This window comes from Pedobacter kyonggii, from assembly GCF_004310665.1.
GTDB lineage: Bacteria > Bacteroidota > Bacteroidia > Sphingobacteriales > Sphingobacteriaceae > Pedobacter > Pedobacter kyonggii.
Genome location: NZ_SIXF01000041.1, coordinates 1 through 22,019 on the forward strand (window position 1 = coordinate 1; position 22,019 = coordinate 22,019).

The 22,019-nt window shown below is 38.7% G+C and carries 12 protein-coding genes; 6 read left to right on the top strand and 6 right to left on the bottom strand.

The genetic code is table 11. From position 1 onward, the window contains the following. Window positions 1-199, bottom strand: a 199-nt coding sequence (locus EYS08_RS26205; protein WP_208745855.1) for a hypothetical protein, incomplete at its 3' end; no start/stop codon positions are given. Window positions 200-411: 212 nt separating this feature from the next. Continuing rightward, the gene (locus EYS08_RS23515; protein ID WP_131032385.1) at window positions 412-900 is read right to left on the bottom strand and encodes a cytidine deaminase; all 489 of its coding nucleotides are present in this window, start codon (window positions 898-900) and stop codon (window positions 412-414) included. 109 nt (window positions 901-1,009) lie between these two features. Here EYS08_RS23515 and EYS08_RS23520 point away from each other — a divergent pair, with 109 nt between their 5' ends. From EYS08_RS23520 to EYS08_RS23530, 3 genes are read left to right on the top strand one after another with little or no spacing between them, the layout of a single operon-like run. After that, window positions 1,010-6,040: a translocation/assembly module TamB domain-containing protein gene (locus EYS08_RS23520; protein ID WP_244216034.1), complete on the top strand. Its 5,031-nt coding sequence runs from the start codon at window positions 1,010-1,012 to the stop codon at window positions 6,038-6,040. Beyond that, window positions 6,024-8,339 (top strand): translocation and assembly module lipoprotein TamL, encoded by a 2,316-nt coding sequence (gene tamL / locus EYS08_RS23525; RefSeq protein WP_131032386.1) that lies wholly within the window; start codon window positions 6,024-6,026, stop codon window positions 8,337-8,339. Before EYS08_RS23520 ends, tamL begins: the two co-directional genes overlap by 17 nt. A gap of 7 nt (window positions 8,340-8,346) precedes the next feature. Further along, complete coding sequence (locus tag EYS08_RS23530) at window positions 8,347-9,369, top strand: YihY/virulence factor BrkB family protein (protein WP_131032387.1); 1,023 nt, start codon at window positions 8,347-8,349, stop codon at window positions 9,367-9,369. Between the two features lie 289 nt (window positions 9,370-9,658). On the opposite strand, the gene EYS08_RS23535 is transcribed toward EYS08_RS23530, so the two are convergent. Continuing rightward, window positions 9,659-11,530 carry a DNA topoisomerase IV subunit B gene (locus tag EYS08_RS23535; protein ID WP_131032388.1) on the bottom strand — a complete coding sequence of 624 codons (1,872 nt, stop codon included), beginning with the start codon at window positions 11,528-11,530 and terminating at the stop codon, window positions 9,659-9,661. A 386-nt stretch (window positions 11,531-11,916) separates the two neighbouring features. Here EYS08_RS23535 and EYS08_RS23540 point away from each other — a divergent pair, with 386 nt between their 5' ends. Together EYS08_RS23540 and EYS08_RS23545 are read left to right on the top strand one after the other, a co-directional pair. Continuing rightward, window positions 11,917-13,254: an APC family permease gene (locus EYS08_RS23540; protein ID WP_131032389.1), complete on the top strand. Its 1,338-nt coding sequence runs from the start codon at window positions 11,917-11,919 to the stop codon at window positions 13,252-13,254. A 280-nt stretch (window positions 13,255-13,534) separates the two neighbouring features. Then, window positions 13,535-14,869 carry an MFS transporter gene (locus EYS08_RS23545; protein WP_131032390.1) on the top strand — a complete coding sequence of 445 codons (1,335 nt, stop codon included), beginning with the start codon at window positions 13,535-13,537 and terminating at the stop codon, window positions 14,867-14,869. Window positions 14,870-15,002: 133 nt separating this feature from the next. Here EYS08_RS23545 and EYS08_RS23550 read toward each other — a convergent pair whose 3' ends face one another. The 3 genes from EYS08_RS23550 to EYS08_RS25920 are packed head-to-tail and all read right to left on the bottom strand — an operon-like array spanning window position 15,003 to window position 20,166. Then, window positions 15,003-16,715: a RagB/SusD family nutrient uptake outer membrane protein gene (locus EYS08_RS23550; protein ID WP_131032391.1), complete on the bottom strand. Its 1,713-nt coding sequence runs from the start codon at window positions 16,713-16,715 to the stop codon at window positions 15,003-15,005. Window positions 16,716-16,730: 15 nt separating this feature from the next. Continuing rightward, on the bottom strand, window positions 16,731-19,961 hold the full coding sequence (locus tag EYS08_RS23555) for a SusC/RagA family TonB-linked outer membrane protein (protein WP_131032392.1): 3,231 nt from the start codon (window positions 19,959-19,961) through the stop codon (window positions 16,731-16,733). A gap of 52 nt (window positions 19,962-20,013) precedes the next feature. After that, window positions 20,014-20,166 (bottom strand): hypothetical protein, encoded by a 153-nt coding sequence (locus EYS08_RS25920; RefSeq protein WP_165456546.1) that lies wholly within the window; start codon window positions 20,164-20,166, stop codon window positions 20,014-20,016. Window positions 20,167-20,552: 386 nt separating this feature from the next. Here EYS08_RS25920 and EYS08_RS23560 point away from each other — a divergent pair, with 386 nt between their 5' ends. Continuing rightward, the gene (locus EYS08_RS23560; protein WP_131032393.1) at window positions 20,553-21,854 is read left to right on the top strand and encodes a DEAD/DEAH box helicase; all 1,302 of its coding nucleotides are present in this window, start codon (window positions 20,553-20,555) and stop codon (window positions 21,852-21,854) included. Window positions 21,855-22,019: the final 165 nt, after the last annotated feature.

Consider the following 22,019-nt stretch of genomic DNA (forward strand, 5'->3'; position numbering starts at 1 on the left):
GGAAAGCCCATTGACTGAATGTGTTTTGCATTTGAGAACAGCTTAACACAAAGCCCATAACAAAATCCATCGGAGAAATCTTCTTTGCACTGCGCTGAAGAAAACCACTGCTCCGAGCTATAGTATCAATGGTTGATCCATTAAAAAAAATATCAAATCTTTTTTTTATTTTAGAGTTGAAAAAGCGGCTTGTAGACATTGTCAAATGTGTTTAGAACTACAAGTTGCTTTTTCCTTTTTAAATAATAATCACAGACTTTTCAACCTTTGTCAATATCATTAACTTGACGCTAATGCGATTTTTCGGGAAAGCAATCTTACAACTATGGGTTATAGCGACCGCATTAAGATTGCTTCGTCGGCTGAAAAAGCCTTCTCGCAATGGCGACCTGTCGAGAGATGCCTCCCCGCCTATCGCTCCAACCGATCCTCTACAAAAGCAAAAGGCAGTAAACTCTTTACACTGGGCACTTTTAATACTTCTCCATTCAAACAGTAAAAAACCACCTCAATCGGCGTATTTTGCTTGCGTTCAAACTCTGCCATCACCTGCAAACAACCTCCGCAAGAGGTAACGGGTTTTAAAATCTCAAAATTATCAGTTTGGGCAGTAATGGCCATGCTTTCAATAACTGCGTTTGGATAGGTAGCGCCAATGGTAAAAAGGGCAACACGCTCTGCACAAAGTCCTGATGGATAGGCCAAATTTTCCTGGTTACTTCCTAATATCGTTTCTCCAGAGGCCAAACGGATTGCTGTACCAACCCTAAATTTAGAATAAGGAGAATATGAAGTATTTAAAGCCTTTGCTGCAAGTTCGCAAAGCGTTCTATCTGCCAATGTTAATTCTGTAATACTTTCGTATTGTTCAAAAGTTATATTTAGATTTATTGAATTCATTTGTAACTAATTAAGAAACCGCCAATATTAAATTTTTATAGCGGGCGAACAATTTAAGTTATTTTTTGTATTATTTAGTAAAACATGCCTTAAAATTAATTTTAATGGCATGCTTTTGGCATTTATCAAACACCAAACACACTTAGCTTTGAATAAATACGTACGTAAAAGTCTAAAAATTTTATTGTGGGTAATTGCTTCCATCATCATTCTGGTTGTTGGTTTGGCGCTATCTTTAAATATTCCGGCAGTTCAGAATTTTGTTAAAAACAAAGCCATAAACTACCTTAAAAACAAAACCAAAACAGAGGTAAGTTTAGAAAGCATTAAAATTGCACTGCCAAAAGACGTGGTTTTGAACAAATTTTACATCGAAGACCGTAAAGGCGATACCTTATTATATGCTGAAAAACTTGCGGTTGATATCAGCTTATTCAAACTGTTAAAAAACACCGTCGAGATCAATAATATTGAACTAAAAAATGTACGCGCCAATGTGAAGCGCATCACTCCCGATACAACATTTAATTTTTCATTCCTGGTTGATGCCTTTGCAAACGATCAGAAAAAACCAGAAGAAAAAGTAAAAAAAGATACCACCTCTACCCTTAAATTTTCTGTCGATAAAGTTTCATTTGAAGATATAGGCATCAACTATCGCGATGATGTTGCGGGTAATGATGTAAAATTATATTTGGGTGCGTTTAAAACCAAAATCAAAGATTTCGATTTGGCCAATCAGCACTATGTAATTAAAGAATTAAGTTTAGTGAATACTTCTTTACGTTATCTGCAGCAAAAACCGCTAGTGCACCTGGTGCAGCACATTACAAACAGTGTTGATAGCAGCGAGAAAGAACAGGGCAAACTGCCATTAATAGAAGTGCAGAACTTCATTTTTAGTAAGGTAAAGGTAAATTACGACGATCAGCTATCCACCACCAAAGCCGTTGCTGATGTAAACGATCTGGGCCTGGTAAACCTGAAAGTAGATTTAACCAACAGTAAATATTCGGTTGATGATGCACATTTAAACAAATCGAATATTCTTTTTGCTTTTAAACCTGTACCGAGTAACGATTTAAAGAAAGTTAAGGATACTGTGGTTCCTGAAAAATCACCTTTGGGTTTAATTATTAAAAACATCAGTTTGGCCGATAACAATGTACAGTTTGATAATCTTGGGGCAAAACCTGTCACTAAAGGCATGGACTTTAATCACCTTAAAATTAACCAGCTCAACTTAGGCGCCAGTGATGTAAGTTATAGCGCCGCCGGCATAAAAGCCAATGTTAAAAATGGATCGTTAAAGGAAAAAAGTGGTTTTGTACTGGATCAGCTGAGAGGCGATGCGGTGTATAACGACAAACAGATCAAACTGAGCAATTTTATTTTAAAAACGCCAAATACTTCAATCGAAAATGCTACAGAGCTAAATTTTACTTCAATGGAGGATTTAACCAAACATCCGGAGCGTGTTAAATTAAATTTGGCTTTTAAAAATACAACCATCGGCTTAAAAGATGCTGGCTTCTTCAGCGATGCCGTTCCAGCCAATTACCGCAACGAAAAAATAAAACTGAATGCCGATGTTAATGGCTATCTGAATAACCTGAATATCCCAAAACTGCAGATCAGTGGGTTAAAAAATACGCAGATAGATATCAGTGGAAAAGCGAAAGGTCTACCTGATATCAAAAAAACCTATCTCGATTTAAATATCAAAAAGTTTCATCTAACCAAAGGAGATATTTTGGTGGTAGTACCCAAAAAATCTCTTCCACCAACGATCGAATTGCCAAATGTAGTTGATGCGAAAGGCACATTTAAGGGTTCAATGACCGATTTCAATACTAACCTGAACATCAACACCGATATGGGTGGTGCGATTTTGGTAGCAGGTATGAAAGGACCAAAAGGTAAGGAAAGTTATAAGGCCGACATTAACTTAAACAACTTTAATGTGGGCAGGTTATTAAAAATGCAACCTAAACTGGGTAGGATTTCTGTTAAGGCAAATGTGGCAGGCACAGGACTCGATCCTAAAAAAATTAATGCAAAGTTTAACGCCAAAGTGATTAGCGCTTATTACAACAAATACACTTACCGCAATTTAAATCTTGCCGGGAATTACAGCAATCAGCATATCAGCATCAAGAGTAACATGCCCGATAGCAATGCCAACTTTAATTTAGATGCTAAAGTGAATCTGGCAGGAAAATATCCTGCTGTAAAAGCCGATTTAAACTTAAAGCAGGTAAACCTGCAGGCATTAAACTTTAGTCCGACGGTATTAAGTGCAGCCGGTATAGTTAAAGTTGACCTCGCTACAGCCGATGCTGATTATTTAAATGGATCGGTTGATATTACGGGCTTACAATTGGTAAAAGACAAACAAAAAATCAATGTAGATACGATTTCCATCCGGGCTAAATCAACTGCGACAGAAAACGAGCTGACCTTAAAATCTGAAATACTATCGGCAAAAATTGATGGCAAGTACCAGCTCACCAAAGTTGGCGATGCCATTATCAACGAAATTAATAAATACTACGCCTTTGGTACCGTTGCTAAAGTTCCTGACCAAAGGTTAAGGTTTTTTGTACAGGTTTACGATTCGAAATTGTTAAAGGAGTTTGTACCCGAGTTAACCGTATTCAAGCAATCGCAGTTTTATGGATTGATCGATACGCAAAAAGACAGTCTTCAGATTAAAGGTAATTTCCCACAGGTAGTGTATGGCGATTTTAAGGTAGATACCACCGTATTAAACATCAATAACGATAACAGTAAACTGGCTTATAGTTTAACGGTTAAAAGTCTCCAAAGCCCAGCTATTGCACTCTTTAATACAGAAGTAAGTGGCGATGCTTCGGATAATAATTTAGGTGTTAACATCTTCCTGCGCGATAGGCAGCTCAAGAATAAATATGTAATTGGTGGTACTTTCCAATCGATTAATAAGGATTTCAAATTCACTTTAGATCCGCAAAAACTATTGCTCGATTATCAAAAGTGGGTGGTTTCGCAAGATAATTACATCCAGTTTGGTGCATCAGGCATATTGGTTAACCAGTTCCAGATCAGTAACAGCGGTCAATCGCTTTCCATCAATAGTAATCCTACCGAACCAAATGCGCCATTGGCAGTAGAATTTAAAGATTTCCAGTTAGAAACCTTAACCAAATTTGCAGAAACCGATACCACTTTGGTTGGTGGCCGTTTAAATGGAACGGCGAATGTTAAAGATTTGGCCAGCACACCAAAATTTGAGGCAAATTTAACCATCGATCAGTTGCGTTATCAAAAAGATCAACTGGGCACCTTACGCTTAGCCGTAAACAACAATACCGAAAATGCTTTTGAGGTAAATGTTGCTTTAACTGGGGTGCACGAGTTAAGGGTTAACGGCTTCTATTATACTGCACCAGAAAGCGCTTTAGATCTTACGGTAAACATCGATAAGATTGAAATGAAAAACATCGAGAGTTTATCAGCAGGTCAGCTTAAACGTGGTACTGGCACCTTAACAGGCGCTTTAACAGTTAAAGGTGCACTAACTGCTCCGAAAATACTGGGCGATTTAACTTTCAATAATGCAGGCTTTAATGTGGCTTATGTAAATTCATATTTCCGTATGCCGAATGAGAAAATATCGTTTACAGATGAAGGCATCAGCTTTAACAATTTTACACTCCTTGATTCCTTAAATCAGAAGGCAACCGTAAATGGAAAAGTTTATACCACCGATTTTAAAAATTACCGTTTCGGTTTAGATATCCGAACAAACAATTTCAGGGCAATCAATTCTACCGCAGCTGATAATGATATGATTTACGGGACGGTATTTTTAACCAGCAATATTAAAGTACGCGGAGATTTAAACCAGCCTGATGTAAACATGAACATTAATGTGAATAAAGGCACAAAATTTTTCTTCGCGTTGCCGTCAAGTGATCCGGCGATTATTGATCAGGAAGGTATAGTGCAGTTTATTGATGCCGATGCGCCACCTTTTAATGGACAGAAAGCTTTAAAGGTTGATAGTATCAGTAAATCACCAATTAAAGGTTTAAATCTCGTAGCGGCTGTAAAAGTAAATCCAGAGGCAGAACTGAATGTTGTTGTAGATCCATCTACCGGTGATAATTTAAGAGTTAGGGGCGACGCAGACTTAAATGTAACGATGGACCCAAGCGGTAAAATCAGCATGACTGGCCGCTATGAAATAGTTGATGGTTCATACAATTTAACGCTGGCTGTTGTAAAAAAAGAATTTAAACTGGTTAAAGGCAGTACCATCGTCTGGACAGGTGAACCTACCTCTGCTACTGCAAATATTACGGCATTATACGAAGTTAACGCAGCTCCTATCGATCTGTTAAACCAGCCAGATCTTTACGAGGCGAGAACAAAATTGCCTTTCCAGGTTTATTTGATGATAAAAGGGGAATTATTAAAGCCAACCATTTCATTTAAGCTCGATCTGCCAGAAAATGAGCGTGGCGCATTAAATGGCCAGGTTTATACCAAATTAATTAATGTAAACCGTGATGAAAGTGAGTTGAACAAGCAGGTTCTTTCTTTACTTGCCCTAAACCGGTTCATTGCCAATAATCCTTTCCAAAGTTTGGCCGGCGGTGGAGGTGGTGTTTCTACCCTTGCCCGTTCGAGTGTAAGCAAACTGTTAACCGAGCAATTGAATAATTTAACTTCCGATTTAATTCAGGGCGTTGACCTTAACTTCGGCGTAAATTCATCTGAAGATTATTCAACAGGTTCTATGCAGCAAAAAACGGATCTGGAGGTTGGCTTATCAAAAAAACTGCTAAACGATAGATTAACCGTTAGTGTAGGGAGCTCTTTTGCTTTAGAAGGACCACAGGCACCGGGAGAAAAATCGACCAATATTGCCGGAAACGTAAATGTAGAATATGCCCTCTCTGCTGATGGACGGTACCGTTTAAGGGCTTACCGCCGAAACCAGAACGATATGATTATACAAGGTCAAATTGTCGAAACTGGCTTGGGCTTTACCCTGGTAGTAGATTACAATAAATTCAGAGAGATTTTTCAAAAGAAAAGAATAAGAAGAATAAGAAACATTGAACAGAAAGCACAAGATGAGAAAACTAACTAGACCTCTTTTATTTTTATTGGCCTGTTTAGTTTGGGCGGCTTGCAGCAGTACCAAATCGTTAAAACAAGGACAGATTTTGTATACCGGTGCTGAAGTAAAAATCAATCCAGACTCATCAGGAAAAATTGACAATGAAAAACAGGTTAAAACCGATCTTGAAGCTAAAACCAGGCCCCGCCCCAATAAATCTATTTTGGGCATAAAGTTTAAACTGGGTATTTACAATCTTGCCGGCGAACCTAAAAAACCAAAAGGTTTTAGAAACTGGCTTCGCAGACAGGGAGAAGCACCTGTGTTATTGAACGATGTAAAGTTGAAATACAACAATGATGTATTATCCAGCTACCTCATTAGCGAAGGGTATTTACAGGCAAATGTTACCGGCGATACCGTTGTAAAAGGGAAAAAAGGTAAGGCCATTTATACTGCAATTACCGGGCAGCGGTATAAAATCAACAAGATTAATTTTCCTCCTGATACCGGCGTCCTAACAAAAATTATTAATGCCAACAAAGATAAAACCTTGTTAAAAGTTGGCGATTATTATGACATCGATACCTACAAAAATGAACGGATCAGGATTGATAACGACTTAAAAGAAAATGGTTATTTCTATTTCAGTCCCGATTATTTAATTATGCAGGTGGATAGTACCATAGGTAAAAATCTCGTTAATGTTTCGGTTAAAGTAAAAGACATTGCTCCTGATGCTGGATTAAAGCGGTATACCATTAAAAACATCAACATATACCCTAATTACTCCTTAAGGAGAGATAGCACATTAAGAAAGTTAAAACCACTACAGTATAACGATTTCAATATATACGATGACCGGAATACGTTTAAACCAAAACTTTTCGATCGTTTGGTGTTCTTTCATAAAGACGAACCTTATAACCGTAAAGATCATAACCAATCGTTAAACCGAATGGTAAATGTGGGTGCTTTCCAGGATGTAAGGGCCGAATTTTTACCAGTTGATAGTTTCAAAAACAATCAGCTCGACCTGAATATTTATTTAACACCATTAAAGAAAAACTCACTTACCTTTTCGGTTGTTGGAACGAGTAAATCGAACAATTTCGTTGGTTCGGAAGTGAAAGTAACACAAACCACCAGAAACTTGTTTAGAAATGCAGAACAATTAGATTTGAGTGTTAGCGGTGGTTTTGAAACCCAAACTAAAGGAACCTCGCTAGGCAAAAACTCATTATCATTAACTGCCGAAGGAAAACTAACCTTCCCTAGATTTATTGTTCCATTTTATAAACCGAACAGCACGAATGCTTTTATCCCGAAAACCATTGCCTCGCTTTCTTACCAGATGCTTAACCGTGGTTCTGAATATACTTTACATGCATTTAAGGGGCAATATGGCTACAACTTTAAAGAAAACTTGTACAAAGAGCATAATTTCAATCCAATATCCATTAGTTATGTTTCTACAAGTTTTCCTGATTCACTCACAGAAAAAAACATATACGAACAGAATCCACTATTAAGAACTACACTAGAAAGTCAATTTATTATTGGCAGTAACTATAATTTCACCTATACCAACCAGATGGAAGATAGCCGGAGAAATAACACCTATTTCTTTGGTGGATTAGAAACCGGAGGTAATGTTTGGGGCCTATTTACCCCAAAGGATGAAAATGGCCAACGATCTATCTTTAACAAACCATTAACGCAGTTTATCAGGGTAGAAGCCGATTTAAGAGACTATTATAAAATTACCAGAAACTTAATCTGGGCAAACAGGTTAAATTTGGGTTATGGTTATGCTTACGGTAACTCTACCTCAATGCCATTTGTTAAGCAGTTTTTTGCTGGGGGCAGTAACGACATCAGGGCTTTTCCGGCCAGAACTTTGGGCCCGGGTACTTATAAAGTTCCAGATGATGCTATTTTTGCCGATCAGGGTGGCGATATTAAGTTAATGCTCAACTCAGAACTACGTTTTAAAATAGTGAGCGTACTCTATGGCGCATTGTTTGTAGACGCCGGAAATATCTGGCTAAGGAAAGAAGATCTTGGAGAACCTGGCAAACCTGAGACGGCAAGGCTTGGATCTGGATTTAAGCTAAAAAATGCTTTTAACGAGCTGGCCGTGGGTACTGGTGCAGGTTTACGTGTAGATGTCAGCATTTTTGTAGTCCGTTTAGATGTGGCCTTCCCCGTACGTAAACCATACTTACCAGAAGGGCAAAGATGGGTGTTTGATGATATCGCCTTTGGAAACAAAGACTGGCGTAAACAGAATTTAATTTTTAACATAGGGATAGGATATCCGTTTTAATTTTTCTATGAGAGTTATCCATAAGATCAAACATTTCTTTATTGCGCTTTACCATCTTTTTGTTGCGGCCGGAAAAGGTTTTATGGAAGATAGGGTAACTAAATTAAGTGCCTCACTTGCTTACTACACTATTTTTTCACTAACGCCACTTATTATTATTATGCTATCCGCTGCTACCCTATTTTTTGGCGACGAAAGAAACGAAAAAACAAGAGGTCAGTTTTATGAGCAGGTTACCGAAATGGTTGGTAAAGAGGCCGCTACACAAATCCAGGGTTTTGTAGAACATGCCAATAAATCAGGGCAATCTACCATTGGTTTAATCATTGGGATTGGTACATTGATTATTGGTTCAACTGCTATTTTTATTGAGATACAAGATAGCATCAACATGATCTGGAAAGTAAAGGCTGTGCCCAAAAAAGGCTGGATAAAAATGCTTTCTAACAGATTATTGTCTTTCTCATTAATTGTTTCGATGGGCTTTCTATTGCTTGTTTCACTAGTGGTTAACACTGTAGTAGTAGGTTTGGGTTCTAAATTAGGCCACCTACTTTCGCAAAGTAAGATAGATGAAGTAATCCCCGTTGCAAACGATACAATGACCATTCTAATTTATATTTTGAACAATGTAATAACGCTTGCAGCGGTTACCGCCGTATTTGCTGTTATATTTAAGGTATTGCCAGATGTGATCATCCGATGGAAATCGGCCATAATCGGGGCGCTATTCACTGCTGTTCTCTTCAGTTTAGGTAAATACCTGATCGGAATTTATATCGAAAAAGGTAATCCGGGCTCGGCTTTTGGTGCAGCCAGCTCGATCATCGTTATTTTATTGTGGATTTATTATACGTCAATTATACTCTACTTCGGCGCTGAATTTACACAAGCCTATGCCGAAAAGTATGATAATGGAATCTCTCCTAGTAAGTATGCCGTATTTACAAAAATTACCATCGTAGAGAAAAAGGTAGACGTATTGCCGCCACAACACCCGGAAGATACGGTGAATGTACCTAAAGAATAACACAGTCGTCATCCTGAACTTGTTTCAGGATCTTTTCAATCAACATCTTTCCAGCAAAATAGACCCTGAAATGAATTAATTCCACCGCCTCGGTTCGTGTCTTCACGAAACGATGATTTAAAGCTGGTTCGTGAAGACACGAACCACGGCATAACAAGATAGATGCTGAAGCAAGTTCAGCAGGAGGCCACGAACGCGATTGTCATCCCTGAGCGGAGTCGAAGGATCTTTTCAACGCAACGCATTAAACAAAAAAGTCAAGTTCTTTTAAAAACTTGACTTTCTTTTTCTATGCTACTTCTTCAGTAATCACTTTAGGCTCCTCAGTAACCTCATCCTTCTCTACCCTTAGGTTACGGATAATGTGCTGTTGCCTATCAGGCGTATTTTTTCCCATATAATATTCCAGCAAACTTTTAATCGTTTGATCTTTTAAAATAACGGGGTCTAACCTGATGTCTTTCCCGATAAACAAACCGAATTCATCAGGAGAAATTTCTCCCAAACCTTTAAATCGGGTAATTTCTGGCTTATTTCCTAATTTTTCGATTGCATTTCTGCGTTCTTCATCGCTATAGCAATAAATGGTTTCCTTTTTATTCCGAACCCTGAAAAGCGGCGTTTGTAAAATATACACATGGCCTGCTTTTACCAGATCAGGAAAAAACTGAAGAAAAAAGGTCATCATCAACAAACGGATGTGCATACCATCCACATCGGCATCTGTTGCAATTACAATATTGTTATAATGAAGTCCTTCTAAACCATCTTCGATATTTAAAGCATGTTGTAGCAGGTTAAATTCTTCATTTTCATAAACCACTTTCTTGGTAAGCTCATAACAGTTAAGCGGCTTACCTTTTAAACTAAACACCGCCTGACAATCTACATCGCGCGATTTTGTGATCGAACCCGATGCCGAATCTCCCTCGGTAATAAACAAGGTAGTTTCATATCGTTTCTCGTGTGTAGTATTAAAATGCACCTTACAATCGCGCAGTTTTTTATTGTGCAACGATGCCTTTTTAGCCCTGTCGTTTGCCAGCTTCTTGATACCTGCAATATCTTTACGCTCACGCTCCGATTGCATAATTCTTTTCAACAAGGCATCAGCAACATCTGGGTTTTTATGCAGATAATCATCCAGCTCTTTTTTAACAAAATCGTTAATAAAAGTAGCAACTGATGGCCCTTCTGGTCCCATATTCTGCGAACCTAGTTTTGTTTTGGTCTGCGATTCGAAAACAGGCTCCTGTACACGCACAGAAATTGCTGCAATAATGGATGAACGAACATCGGCTGCATCAAACTCTTTTTTGAAAAACTCCCTAACTGTTTTCACTACAGCTGCCCTAAAAGCAGCCTGGTGCGTTCCACCTTGTGTGGTGTGCTGTCCGTTTACAAATGAGTGGTAATCTTCGCCGTATTGCTGGCCGTGGGTCATTGCAATTTCGATATCCGGCCCAATCATGTGGATAATTGGGTAACGGATTTCTTCTGGCTTATTAAATTTAGAAAGCAGATCGTATAGACCTCTCTCTGAAAAATATTTCTGATTATTAAAATTTACGGTTAAGCCTGTGTTCAAGAAAACATAGTTCCAAACCATGCTCTCCACAAAATCAGGGATGTAATGGTAGTTCCTGAAAATGGTTTCATCCGGATAAAAAGTAATCGCCGTACCATTGCGTTGAGTGGTATCGATAATTGGCTGCTCATTTACAATTTCTCCTTTAGAAAATTCTACTTTTTTCGTTTTTCCATCACGGTATGATTGCACCATAAAACTAGTCGAAAGTGCATTTACAGCCTTAGTACCTACCCCGTTTAAACCAACAGATTTCTGGAAAGCATTGCTATCGTATTTACCACCCGTATTGATCTTGCTCACACAATCGATTACCTTGCCCAGTGGAATGCCACGACCGTAATCACGTATATTTACCTTTTGTTCGGAAACAGTAATTTCGATGGTTTTTCCGGTACCCATTACAAACTCATCGATGGAGTTATCTACAATTTCCTTTAGCAAAACGTAAATACCGTCATCTTGCGCAGACCCATCGCCAAGTTTACCAATGTACATCCCTGGACGAAGCCTGATGTGCTCTTTCCAATCTAATGAACGGATACTATCGTCGTTATAAATTACTTCTGCCATACTGTTTTTATCTGTTCTTCAATGAAAAACCCTGCATTTTTTGGTTTGCAAAGCGATGAAGAATTTGTAGAAATAACCCTGATGATTGAAATAAAAATATTTTCAAATACGCTCTACAGAATTATTATACAATAATAGATTTATTCTGTGAGGCTCGCAAAAGAAAATTTCCACATGTAAACAATGGATGGCGAGTGGTTCATTAGTTTCATTAGCCATTGGTTCATTTGCTTACCTGGTTAATTGCCTTTGAGAACTGCAAATTGGCAATTGCCAACTGATTATGTTCATCATCTCTTTTCCATCTTACATCCCTCATTCAATCATTCTCTCACTCAATCATTCAAATTTCCCTATCTTCAGCCCAATATTCATAATTCTATTTAATGCAACAAAAGAAGCAACTTTCGCTATTCGATTTATCCATGATTGTGGTAAGTTTGGTTATTGGCATGGGTGTATTCCGTACGCCTGTAAACGTAGCGGCTAAGGCACAGATTCCAGAACTGTTTTATTTAGCGTGGTTTATCGGTGGTTTTGTAGCCTTTTGTGGTGCGTTAACTTATGCCGAAATTGGTTCCCGCTTCCCGGTAACGGGCGGATACTATAAAATATTCTCAGCGGCTTATCACCCATCCATTGCCTTTGCCATTAATTGTATTGTAATCATTTCGAGTGCGGCATCGGTAGCGGCTATTTCGATTATCGGGGCAGAATACCTGAGTAAAATTATTTTACCTGTTGATAAACAGAATGAAACCTATCGGGTAGCCATAGCCATTACCACCATTTTGGTGTTTTATTTCATTAATCTGTTAGGCCTAAAAGCGAGTTCTAAAACGCAAAATGTATTAACGGTAATTAAAATCGGAATGATTTTAACACTCATCTGCGCTGTATTTTTCGGCGGACAAACACAAACTGTTACCCCGATTTTTAAAACAGCAACCGGTGCTTTACCAACCTGGTCTGATTACGGAAAAGCCTTAGGCCTTTGTTTAATTGCGGTTTCTTTTTCTTATGCGGGTTACGCGCAGACGATTAACTTTGGTGGTGAGGTTAAAGAAGCCAAAAAAGTAATTCCACGTTCCATTATTATCGGCTTAACTATTATTGTAATTCTTTATCTGGCCATCAACTATGTGTATGTAAAGGTGATCGGTTTTGAAGAACTAAAATCGGCAGAAAGCATAGCTGCAATACTGGCGGCTAAAATATTTGGTCCGGCAGGATTTAATGCACTTTCTGTAATCATCTTTTTCTCTGTAATGGGTTATGTAAATGTAAATCTGTTGAGTAACCCAAGGGCCATGTTTGCCATGGGCGAAGAAGGCGCGCTGCCAAAAATATTCAGCAGGATGAGCAAAAAAACAGAGGTAATTACCATTAGCTTAACCGTTTTTACATTAATTGCTGTGGTAATTATTTTCTATGCCAAAACCTTCGACAAGATTTTAAACTATACCATTTTCTTAGAAAGCATTAGCATGGCCAGTTCGGCAGCTACGATTTTCATTCTCCGGAAAAGAACGGCACATCTTGATAAAAAAACCATCTATACTGTTCCTTTATATCCTATATTGCCTATTATTTTTATTGCTGCTTATACTTTCGTGGCCTTTAGCATCTATGCCGACGATCCGAATGCGGCACTTAATGGTTTATATATTTTTGTTGGCTTTCTGGTAATCTATTTTGCGAGCAGATGGTTTAACAAAAAATAGTTTTAATATTTTGATTTGAAAAGCAGTTGCAGTGCTGGTCGGTTTCGATAGTCCCGCCATACGCTACAATCTTTTTGTCATTGTCATCCTGAGCTTGTCGAAGGAGCTACAAAAAGTATTTCTGCTACTGTCGGGTTTAAGATAGAAAGGCAGACCGATTAAAATAAACCTGATTGGAGTGAGCATGAGCGCAGCGAAATAAAATGGAAAGCAGGACTGATCTAACCGATTAACACAGAAACCTGCTTTACCAAAACATAAAAGAACTTTAAAATAATTAATGAACAAAACACTCTCCTTAAAACAAGAAATTGCTTACGCTGCTGGTATGATTGGTTGGAGCACGATGACAAACATTATCATCGTAATGCTTCCCTATTTCTATCTTCCCCCAAGCAACGCTGGCCTGCCACCTTTGGTACCACAACTCGTTTTATTGGGTGCGTTTAATATCCTTTCTATTATTGCAGCTTCGGGAAGATTGGTGGATGCCATTTACGATCCGTTTATTGCATCTAAAAGTGATGCATGCACCAATAAAAACGGTCGCAGAATGCCCTTTATGAAATTGGCAATTGTTCCTGCCATGCTTTTTTGCGGACTGGTTTTCTACCCGATCCAAAAAACTGAGAGCCTACATAACGCCTGGTGGTTAACCATCACACTTTGTTTATTTTTTGTATCGGTTACCACTTATATTATTCCTTATAACGCACTGCTGGCCGAAGTAACCAACACACCAAGGCAAAAAGTTAAGCTCTCTAGTTATCAGCAGGTCGGTTTTGTCATCGGAATTATCTTATCGGCCTGTACCAACAACTTTGCTGATGTGGTTGAAGATAGTTTCCATGTGGCCAACCGCAGTGAGGCCATCCAGATTGCCATATGGGGTTTGTGCATTTTATCAGGTCTGGTGATGTTATTGCCGATTTTTTTTATCAATGAAAAAGAATTTTCGGTAGCCAAACCTACCCATGTGCCTTTATGGCCTGCGATAAGGAGCACCTTCAAAAACAGTAATTTTAAATATTACCTGATCTCTGATTTCGCTTTTTATACAGCATTGAGCATTATTTCGAGCGGTTTATTGTTTTTCTGTACGGTTTTATTGGGCTTGCCAGAATCGGAAGGTGGAAAATTTATGGGTGCCATGGTTTTTGCTTCCTTGCTATTTTACCCACTGGTTAATTTTGGTTCGGCTAAAATCGGCAAAAAACCTTTTGTATTACTTGCCTTTGGCATGTTGTGCTTAATCTTCGTCACCATTTTCTTTTTAGGGAAACTGCCCTTCGGACCGCATACACAGATTTACATTTTGGTACTATCCGCTTCGTTTCCATTAGCGGCACTTGGCATTTTACCAACGGCTATTTTGGCCGACATTGCCCAAAGAGATACCTTAGAAACCGGCGAAAACCACGAAGGCATGTTCTTCGCAGTAAAATACCTTTTTGTAAAACTCGGGCAAACATTGGGTATCGCTATTTTTGCCATGCTCACCATCTACGGCAAGGATCCTGGTAACGATTTTGGATTAAGATTGAACGGAATTGTAGGTTTCGGGCTTTGTTTAATTGCATTATTGTTTTTTAGCAGGTTTAAAGAGGTGAAATAGTTTGGCGTTGAGAGTTTGTAGTCAATACAATCTAATAAATATGAACGAATCACTTGTACAAAAAATACATGAGTAGAGTTATGGCCTATTTACCACCATTACCCCACTCATGTACCTTATTCATAACTGAATACTAATATCCCGGGCTTTGTTTTAGGGTACCGTTACTTCTATCAATCTGATCTTGAGGTAAAGGAAAATAATCATCCCTGGCTTCGATGGTAATGCCTTTTAAGTAGTTAAAGTACCCACCTTCAAAAGAAAAATAACTTTCCAGTGTTTGTTTTGCTACGCCCCAGCGCACCAGATCGAAGAAGCGATGCCCTTCTAATGCCAATTCCAATCTGCGTTCGAAACGTACCGCATTTCTTGCATAGGTGTCATTTGGAAATGAGGTGTACTGGCTAACTTTGTAAGCCGCCGCCGGAGTTCCATTTATATCGCGAGGGGTTATTTTAGCAGCACGCGCTCTAACTGCATTAACCAGTATTAGAGCTCTGCCCAAATCGCCTTTTTCCACGGCGCATTCTGCCGCCATCAGGTAAACATCAGCTAAGCGGATCAGGTTTACGTTTAATCCGGTTACATTGGAGCTTCCCGGAGCTGTTCCACTCGAAATCTGCGCAGCATCAATGGTATTCTTAACAGCCAGGAAAGGGCCGCCGTTGCTGGCGTCGCGAATCCAGGTATCACCAGGCATTAAACCCCAGTCGCGATACGGAACACCGCGTCTTCCTATTGTCGATTCGATTCGTGGATCTAAAGGTAAAGTCTTATCTACTGCATAATTTGTTTTATCCGTTCCGGTTAATCCATAATCAGATTTATATGGGTTAGTCCGAAAGCTGCCATCCAGTAGCGGTAAACCAAGGGCATCCACCTTAAAGGAGTTGGCCAGGTCTATGGTTGGCTGGAAGAAACCGCAACAGTTAATCGGTGCATTACCGTATGGGAAGTTAAGCATATCGCCTACATTACCATTATCACCGCCTGTACCATCGGTTCCAACTGAATGTTGAACAGACATAATGGTTTCTGGTCCGTCTTCTTTGGTAATGTCAAAATTATCGGTATAAGGCATATCAACCAAGCTTGGTTTTGCCAAAATTACGGCATTCAACAAATCGTAAGCTTCTGGATATTTCTTTTGATATAAAAGTACCTTTCCAAGATAAGCCTGAGCAGCATATTTATCTACCCTACCTTTTTGGTTTTTAGGTTTGGTGGTACTCAAATTGGCAACAGCGAACTGAAGATCATCTACAATATTAGGATAAATGTCTTTATCATTAGGAACAAAAGCACCACTATTGGCCTCAGTAACATATGGTACCATTTTAAATACACGAACCAAAAAGAAATAATAATGTCCACGTAACAACCTGGCTTCACCTTGAATTTCTTTTGCACGGGCATCATCAAATTTGGCCGATCCTGAACCTGCCTGTAAGCTAGCAAGTACTTTTAAAGTACGGTTACAGCGTTGAATTCCTTCAAAACATCTGTTCCAAATATTCGATAAATTATCATTTGTACTGGTTGGTGCATGTTGCTCAATGGCATTCATAGGCGGCTGATCTCCTGTGCTGCTCCCTTTATGGGCATTATCAGATGCAACCTCGCCAAATAACCATTGGCTTGGTGCTGCACCATAATTACCCCATGTTCCGTCTAAATTACCATTAAGTAAACTATAGGAACCTATTAAAAGTCCTTCAACCCCCTCCTGGCTCATTAACTGTTCCTCGGTGAGTTCGCCCTGCGGTTGCAATGCTAAAAATTCCTTCTTGCAGGAAAAAGTACTGCAAATTAATAAGGAAAGAAGAATATATTTTATATGTTTCATTTTGATAACTTTTAATTAAAATCCAACATTAATACCGATTAAAAACTGACGTGGTGAAGGGTAAACACCCTGATCTACTCCTGGAGCAGAGAAGCCATCTACAATTTGACTTATTTCCGGATCCAATCCTGTGTATTTAGTGATGGTAAATACATTGGTTGCACTAACATACAACCTAATCTTACTGATACCAGAATTTGGCCCAAAAGCTTTAGCTGTTGGGATGGAGTAGCCGATTTGCAAATTTTTCAACCTTAAAAAACTTCCGTTTTGGATGTAATAACTCGAAGAAGCAAACTCCAGATCAGAGGCTCCGGCATAAGCAGAAGGAATTAGACTTGATGTATTGGTTGGGCTCCAGGCATCAAGTAATCTAACACTTTTTGCTCCATCAAAGGAAGGGAAATCCGTAAAATAGCGTGTAGCTTCAAATATATCATTTCCTTTTACACCATATAAGAAAGCTGAAATATCAAAATTCTTGTAAGATGCGTTCAAATTTATACCATAAGTAAAATCAGGATGTGGACTTCCAATAATGGTTCTATCTTTTGGATCAATAATACCATCACCATTAATATCCTGATAACGTAATCCACCAACCCTGGCGCCCGAATAAGAAGGGTTATTCTGAATATCGGCAGTACTCTGATAAATTCCTGCAGTTTTATATCCAAAAAATGAACCCAGTGGCGCACCTTCTTGTAAAACACTGGTTTGTAAGCTCCTATAATTGCCATAAACCTGATTAAGAATACCTGGTGCCAACCTTACGATTTTATTGTTATTTTTTGAGAAATTTACGCCAAAATCAAATTTAAAAGGGCTATCAGCGCTTCTGCCATAATGGTAAGCGACATTAAATTCGATCCCTTTATTGCTCATATCGCCAATATTTACAAAAGGTGAACTTCCCATTCCTACAATGCTTGCTGGTAGCGGTACCGGGTAAAGCATATCAGTCGTTTTTTTGTTATACCAGTCTACTGATCCATCAACAGCCCCACCTAACAAAGTAAAATCAAGACCAATATTTAAAGAATTTACAGCTTCCCATTTTATATCAGGGTTTTGATAGGCATTTTGTCGCACACCAGTTGTAAGACCATTACCGCCACCAAGAGCATAAGCTGAATTAACAATAGAACTTTGAAATCTATTGATATATTGATAGCCCGGTATCCGTTGGTTTCCGGTTTGTCCGTATCCAACACGAAGTTTCAGATCACTAACCCAATTGAGACTTTTCATAAACTCCTCTTCCGATAACCTCCATGCAGCACTTGCTGCCGGAAAATTACCATACTTATTAGCAGAACCGAAGTTAGATGAACCATCCCTACGGATGGTAAAACTGGCGAGATAACGATCATTAAAAGAATAATCTAGCTTTGCAAACACGGAGAATAGCGACCCTATTGCTCCGGTACTGGCATTGCTGATATTTGAAGAACCTGTATTCAAATAATAATAATCCGGATTACCCAAAAGAAAGAAATCATTTCTTCCTCCAGTTAATTGTCTGGTTCTGGATCTGATTGCCTCTGTACCAATTAATGCATTTAAACTGTGTTTTTCAGCAAATTTTTTGTTATAATTTAAAGTATTAGTCCAGGTCCATTCTGTATTATATCCTTGGATTTCGCTTAAATTATTTGAATTATTGCCTTCAGAGAATTCCAAATTTGGATAACGCATAGATAAGCTGTTGTAATTCTCGTAACGTATTCCAAAATTGGTTTTTAATACTAAACCCGGAATAATATCACCTTCACCGAAGATATTTCCAAAAAAGAAGTTGTTTTTATTAACATTATCCTTTGCCCTGAATAGAAATGCGAGTGGATTCTCTGCATTTCCCAACTGACTACCGCGGCTACCGGCAAAGTTTCCGGCAATATCATAAACAGGGATAATTGTTGGGATTCGGTATGCCCATCCCAAAGCACTTCCCTGATCCTGATAACCACCTGGAGTATTCGGGTTAACGCCAAACCCTACACCTTCAGAGTAACTATATTGAGCATTTTCTCCGAAACGCACCCTTTTATTAAAAGCAGATATCGCAGTATTCGATCTAAAACTATAACGTTTAAAACCTGTGTATTTTATCGTTCCTTTTTGGTTCAAGTATCCGGCACTAATAGAATAGGTTGCATTGTCTGAACCGCCCAGCGCACTAATATTGTAATTCTGAACTGGTGCAGATTCGGTTATCTCATCAAACCAATTGGTACCTTGCTTATTTGCTTTGGTAATCTGATAAAACAAATTTGGATCACGGCTATAGTTGTACTTAGAAGGATCGACATCTGCAGCAGTAACATTCTGACCAAGTTTTAAACCTGCCACCAAATATTCAGGCAATACCGGTACTGTGCCCGAACCATAGTTATCTCCAGCAGCAACAGGCTTTCCGGCATTAGTATACCCATCAAATACATACTGTGCATATTGTTGAGGATTCATCATTTGTGGGAAGCTATTTTTTCTTGGCGACTGTGTACCATAGTAAGAATCAAGCGTGATTTTTGGTACTCCGGCTGAGCCTTTTTTAGTGGTAATGATTACCACACCATTATTTGCTCTTGAACCATAGATAGAAGCTGAAGAAGCATCTTTCAATACTTGCATGCTCTCGATATCATTCTGGTTAAGCCATGATAGTTTTCCCTCAAACGGAACCCCATCAATTACGTAGAGTGGGTCATTGTTATTAATGGTACTAAAACCCCGGATTCTGATCTGTGGTGTTGAACCAGGAGCCCCGTCATTTACAATCTGCACCCCTGTTGCTTTTCCTTGCAATGCTTCTACAGCACTTGCTGCAGGCTGGGCCTTTAACAGTTCCATACTTACCACTGCCACAGAACCAGTTAAGTCTTTCTTCCGCTGAGAAGAATAACCAGTCACTACAACCTCTGTAAGGTTATTATTGTCGGCTTGTAAAATAACGGAGATATTGGTTTGATTTCCTACAGCGATTTCTTTACTGCCATAACCTACAAAAGAGATAACCAACACATCTGTAGGTTTTACGCTCAGCGAGAAGGCACCATTTGCATCAGTAGAGGTACCACCGCTACCATTTTTAATTTTGATTGTGGCACCAACCACAGGCAGTTTATCATCACTGGCAATAACTTTACCAGAGATTTTTGATTGGGCCATTGCGCCGAGGGCAAATAACATCCCCAAACACAAGAGAAGAAAACTCCTCTTGATACAAGATAGATTTTGTTTCATAAAGTTTATATTGATTAGGTGAATAATGCGTACTTATACTGCTGATGCGTTTCTAGGTTGATAAACTTAACAGCATCAGTTTATTTCGATCAGTTACGGCGATGTATTTAAGTAACTTAGTTTGCCAGATTATTCCAATGCCCCTAAAAAGGCAGGCATACAAGAAGAATGGATTTCTCCTGTTAATGGGTAGATTTTTTCTCATAATTAGGTAGGTTAGATAGGATTGTTAGGTATTTTTTATTTATGATTTACATAGAGTGACATTTTTTTAAGTAAACAATGCTTTGGTGTACAATGTACACTTCAATAAAAATAAATATACATATAAAAAATAATTATCATACAAAATACATTTACAAAACAGACTATAAACTACTAACTAAAAGGATTAATGCATTTAGACATGTGTAATAAATAACGATTTGAGGTTACATTTATCAAATAGTAAATTCTAATACATTTTTTGTATCTTTGCCGCCGAAGCAGGAATAAGGGCTTGCCATTCTGAATGGCATATTCTCTCCGCAAGTTAGTCCTTCAACAATTGATTGTTCTAGCTTCTTCGATAAATATTACACAGAAACATACATGTTATTCAAAGAATTAAACCTCATTGAGCCAATTTTAAAGGCCCTTGAGACCGAAGGTTATACACAACCTACACCAATACAGGAGCAATCCATCCCAACAATATTAAAAGGTAAAGATTTATTAGGCTGCGCGCAAACCGGAACCGGAAAAACAGCAGCCTTTGCCATCCCGATGTTGCAGTTATTGCACGAGAAACACATTAATACCAAGGCTACAAAAAATATAAAGGCATTAATTTTAACGCCAACACGCGAGCTTGCCATTCAGATTGAAGAGAGTTTTAAGGCTTATGGCCGTCATTTAAATTTACGCCATTTAGTAATTTTTGGTGGTGTAAATCAACACTCGCAGGTAGAAGCTTTAAGAAAAGGCGTTGATATTTTAGTTGCAACACCCGGCCGTTTATTAGATTTAATGAATCAGGGTTTTATCAGCTTAAATACCATCGAATTGTTCGTATTGGATGAAGCCGACCGTATGCTAGATATGGGCTTTATTCACGATGTGAAAAGAGTGGTGGCTAAATTGCCTGCAAAACGCCAGACTTTATTTTTCTCGGCAACCATGCCAGATGAAATCCAGAAGTTGGCAAATACGATTTTATCTAGTCCGACGAAAGTAGAGGTTACCCCGATTTCTTCTACGGCCGAAACGATTGTTCAGTCGGTTTATTTTGTAGACAAACCTGATAAAAAGAAATTGTTGATCCATCTTTTAGAAGATAAAAATATTCAAACTGCACTGGTTTTTACCCGTACCAAACATGGTGCAGACCGTATTGTTAAGGATTTGGCCCATGCAGGTATTAAAGCTGCCGCCATTCACGGCAATAAATCGCAAAATGCCAGACAAAGGGCATTAACTGATTTTAAAGACAGGAAAATCCGCGTTCTGGTAGCTACAGATATTGCTGCGCGTGGTATTGATATTGATCAGTTATCGCACGTTTTCAATTTCGAATTGCCAAATATTCCTGAATCTTACGTACACAGAATTGGCCGCACAGGCCGTGCTGGTGCAAACGGTATTGCGATTTCTTTCTGTGATGCAGAAGAAAACGAATACTTATTGGATATTCAAAAGCTAATTAAAATTACTTTGCCAGTGGTTGATGACCACCCTTATCCATTAAGCTGGGAGAGTATGCTTGCTAAAAACCAGGTTAAACGTAAACCACAGGCCCAATCTAAAGGTGGTGGCGGTGCTAAAAAAGGTGGTGATGGCAATATGAGCGGCAAGCCACGCAACGCCAGCAACAACAGAAGATTTGGCGGGAATAGAAAAAGAGGAGAAAGATAGAACGCTGAAAGACTAAAGTTTTCCTGCTTATCGTATAAAAACCCAAGTTGTAAAATACAGCTTGGGTTTTGTTTTTATACCTATCTACAGTTGAGGGTGGAAAATAAGTAAAAGCAGTCGTCATTGCGATAAGGCTTTTCAGCCAACAGAGCAACGACGATAAAA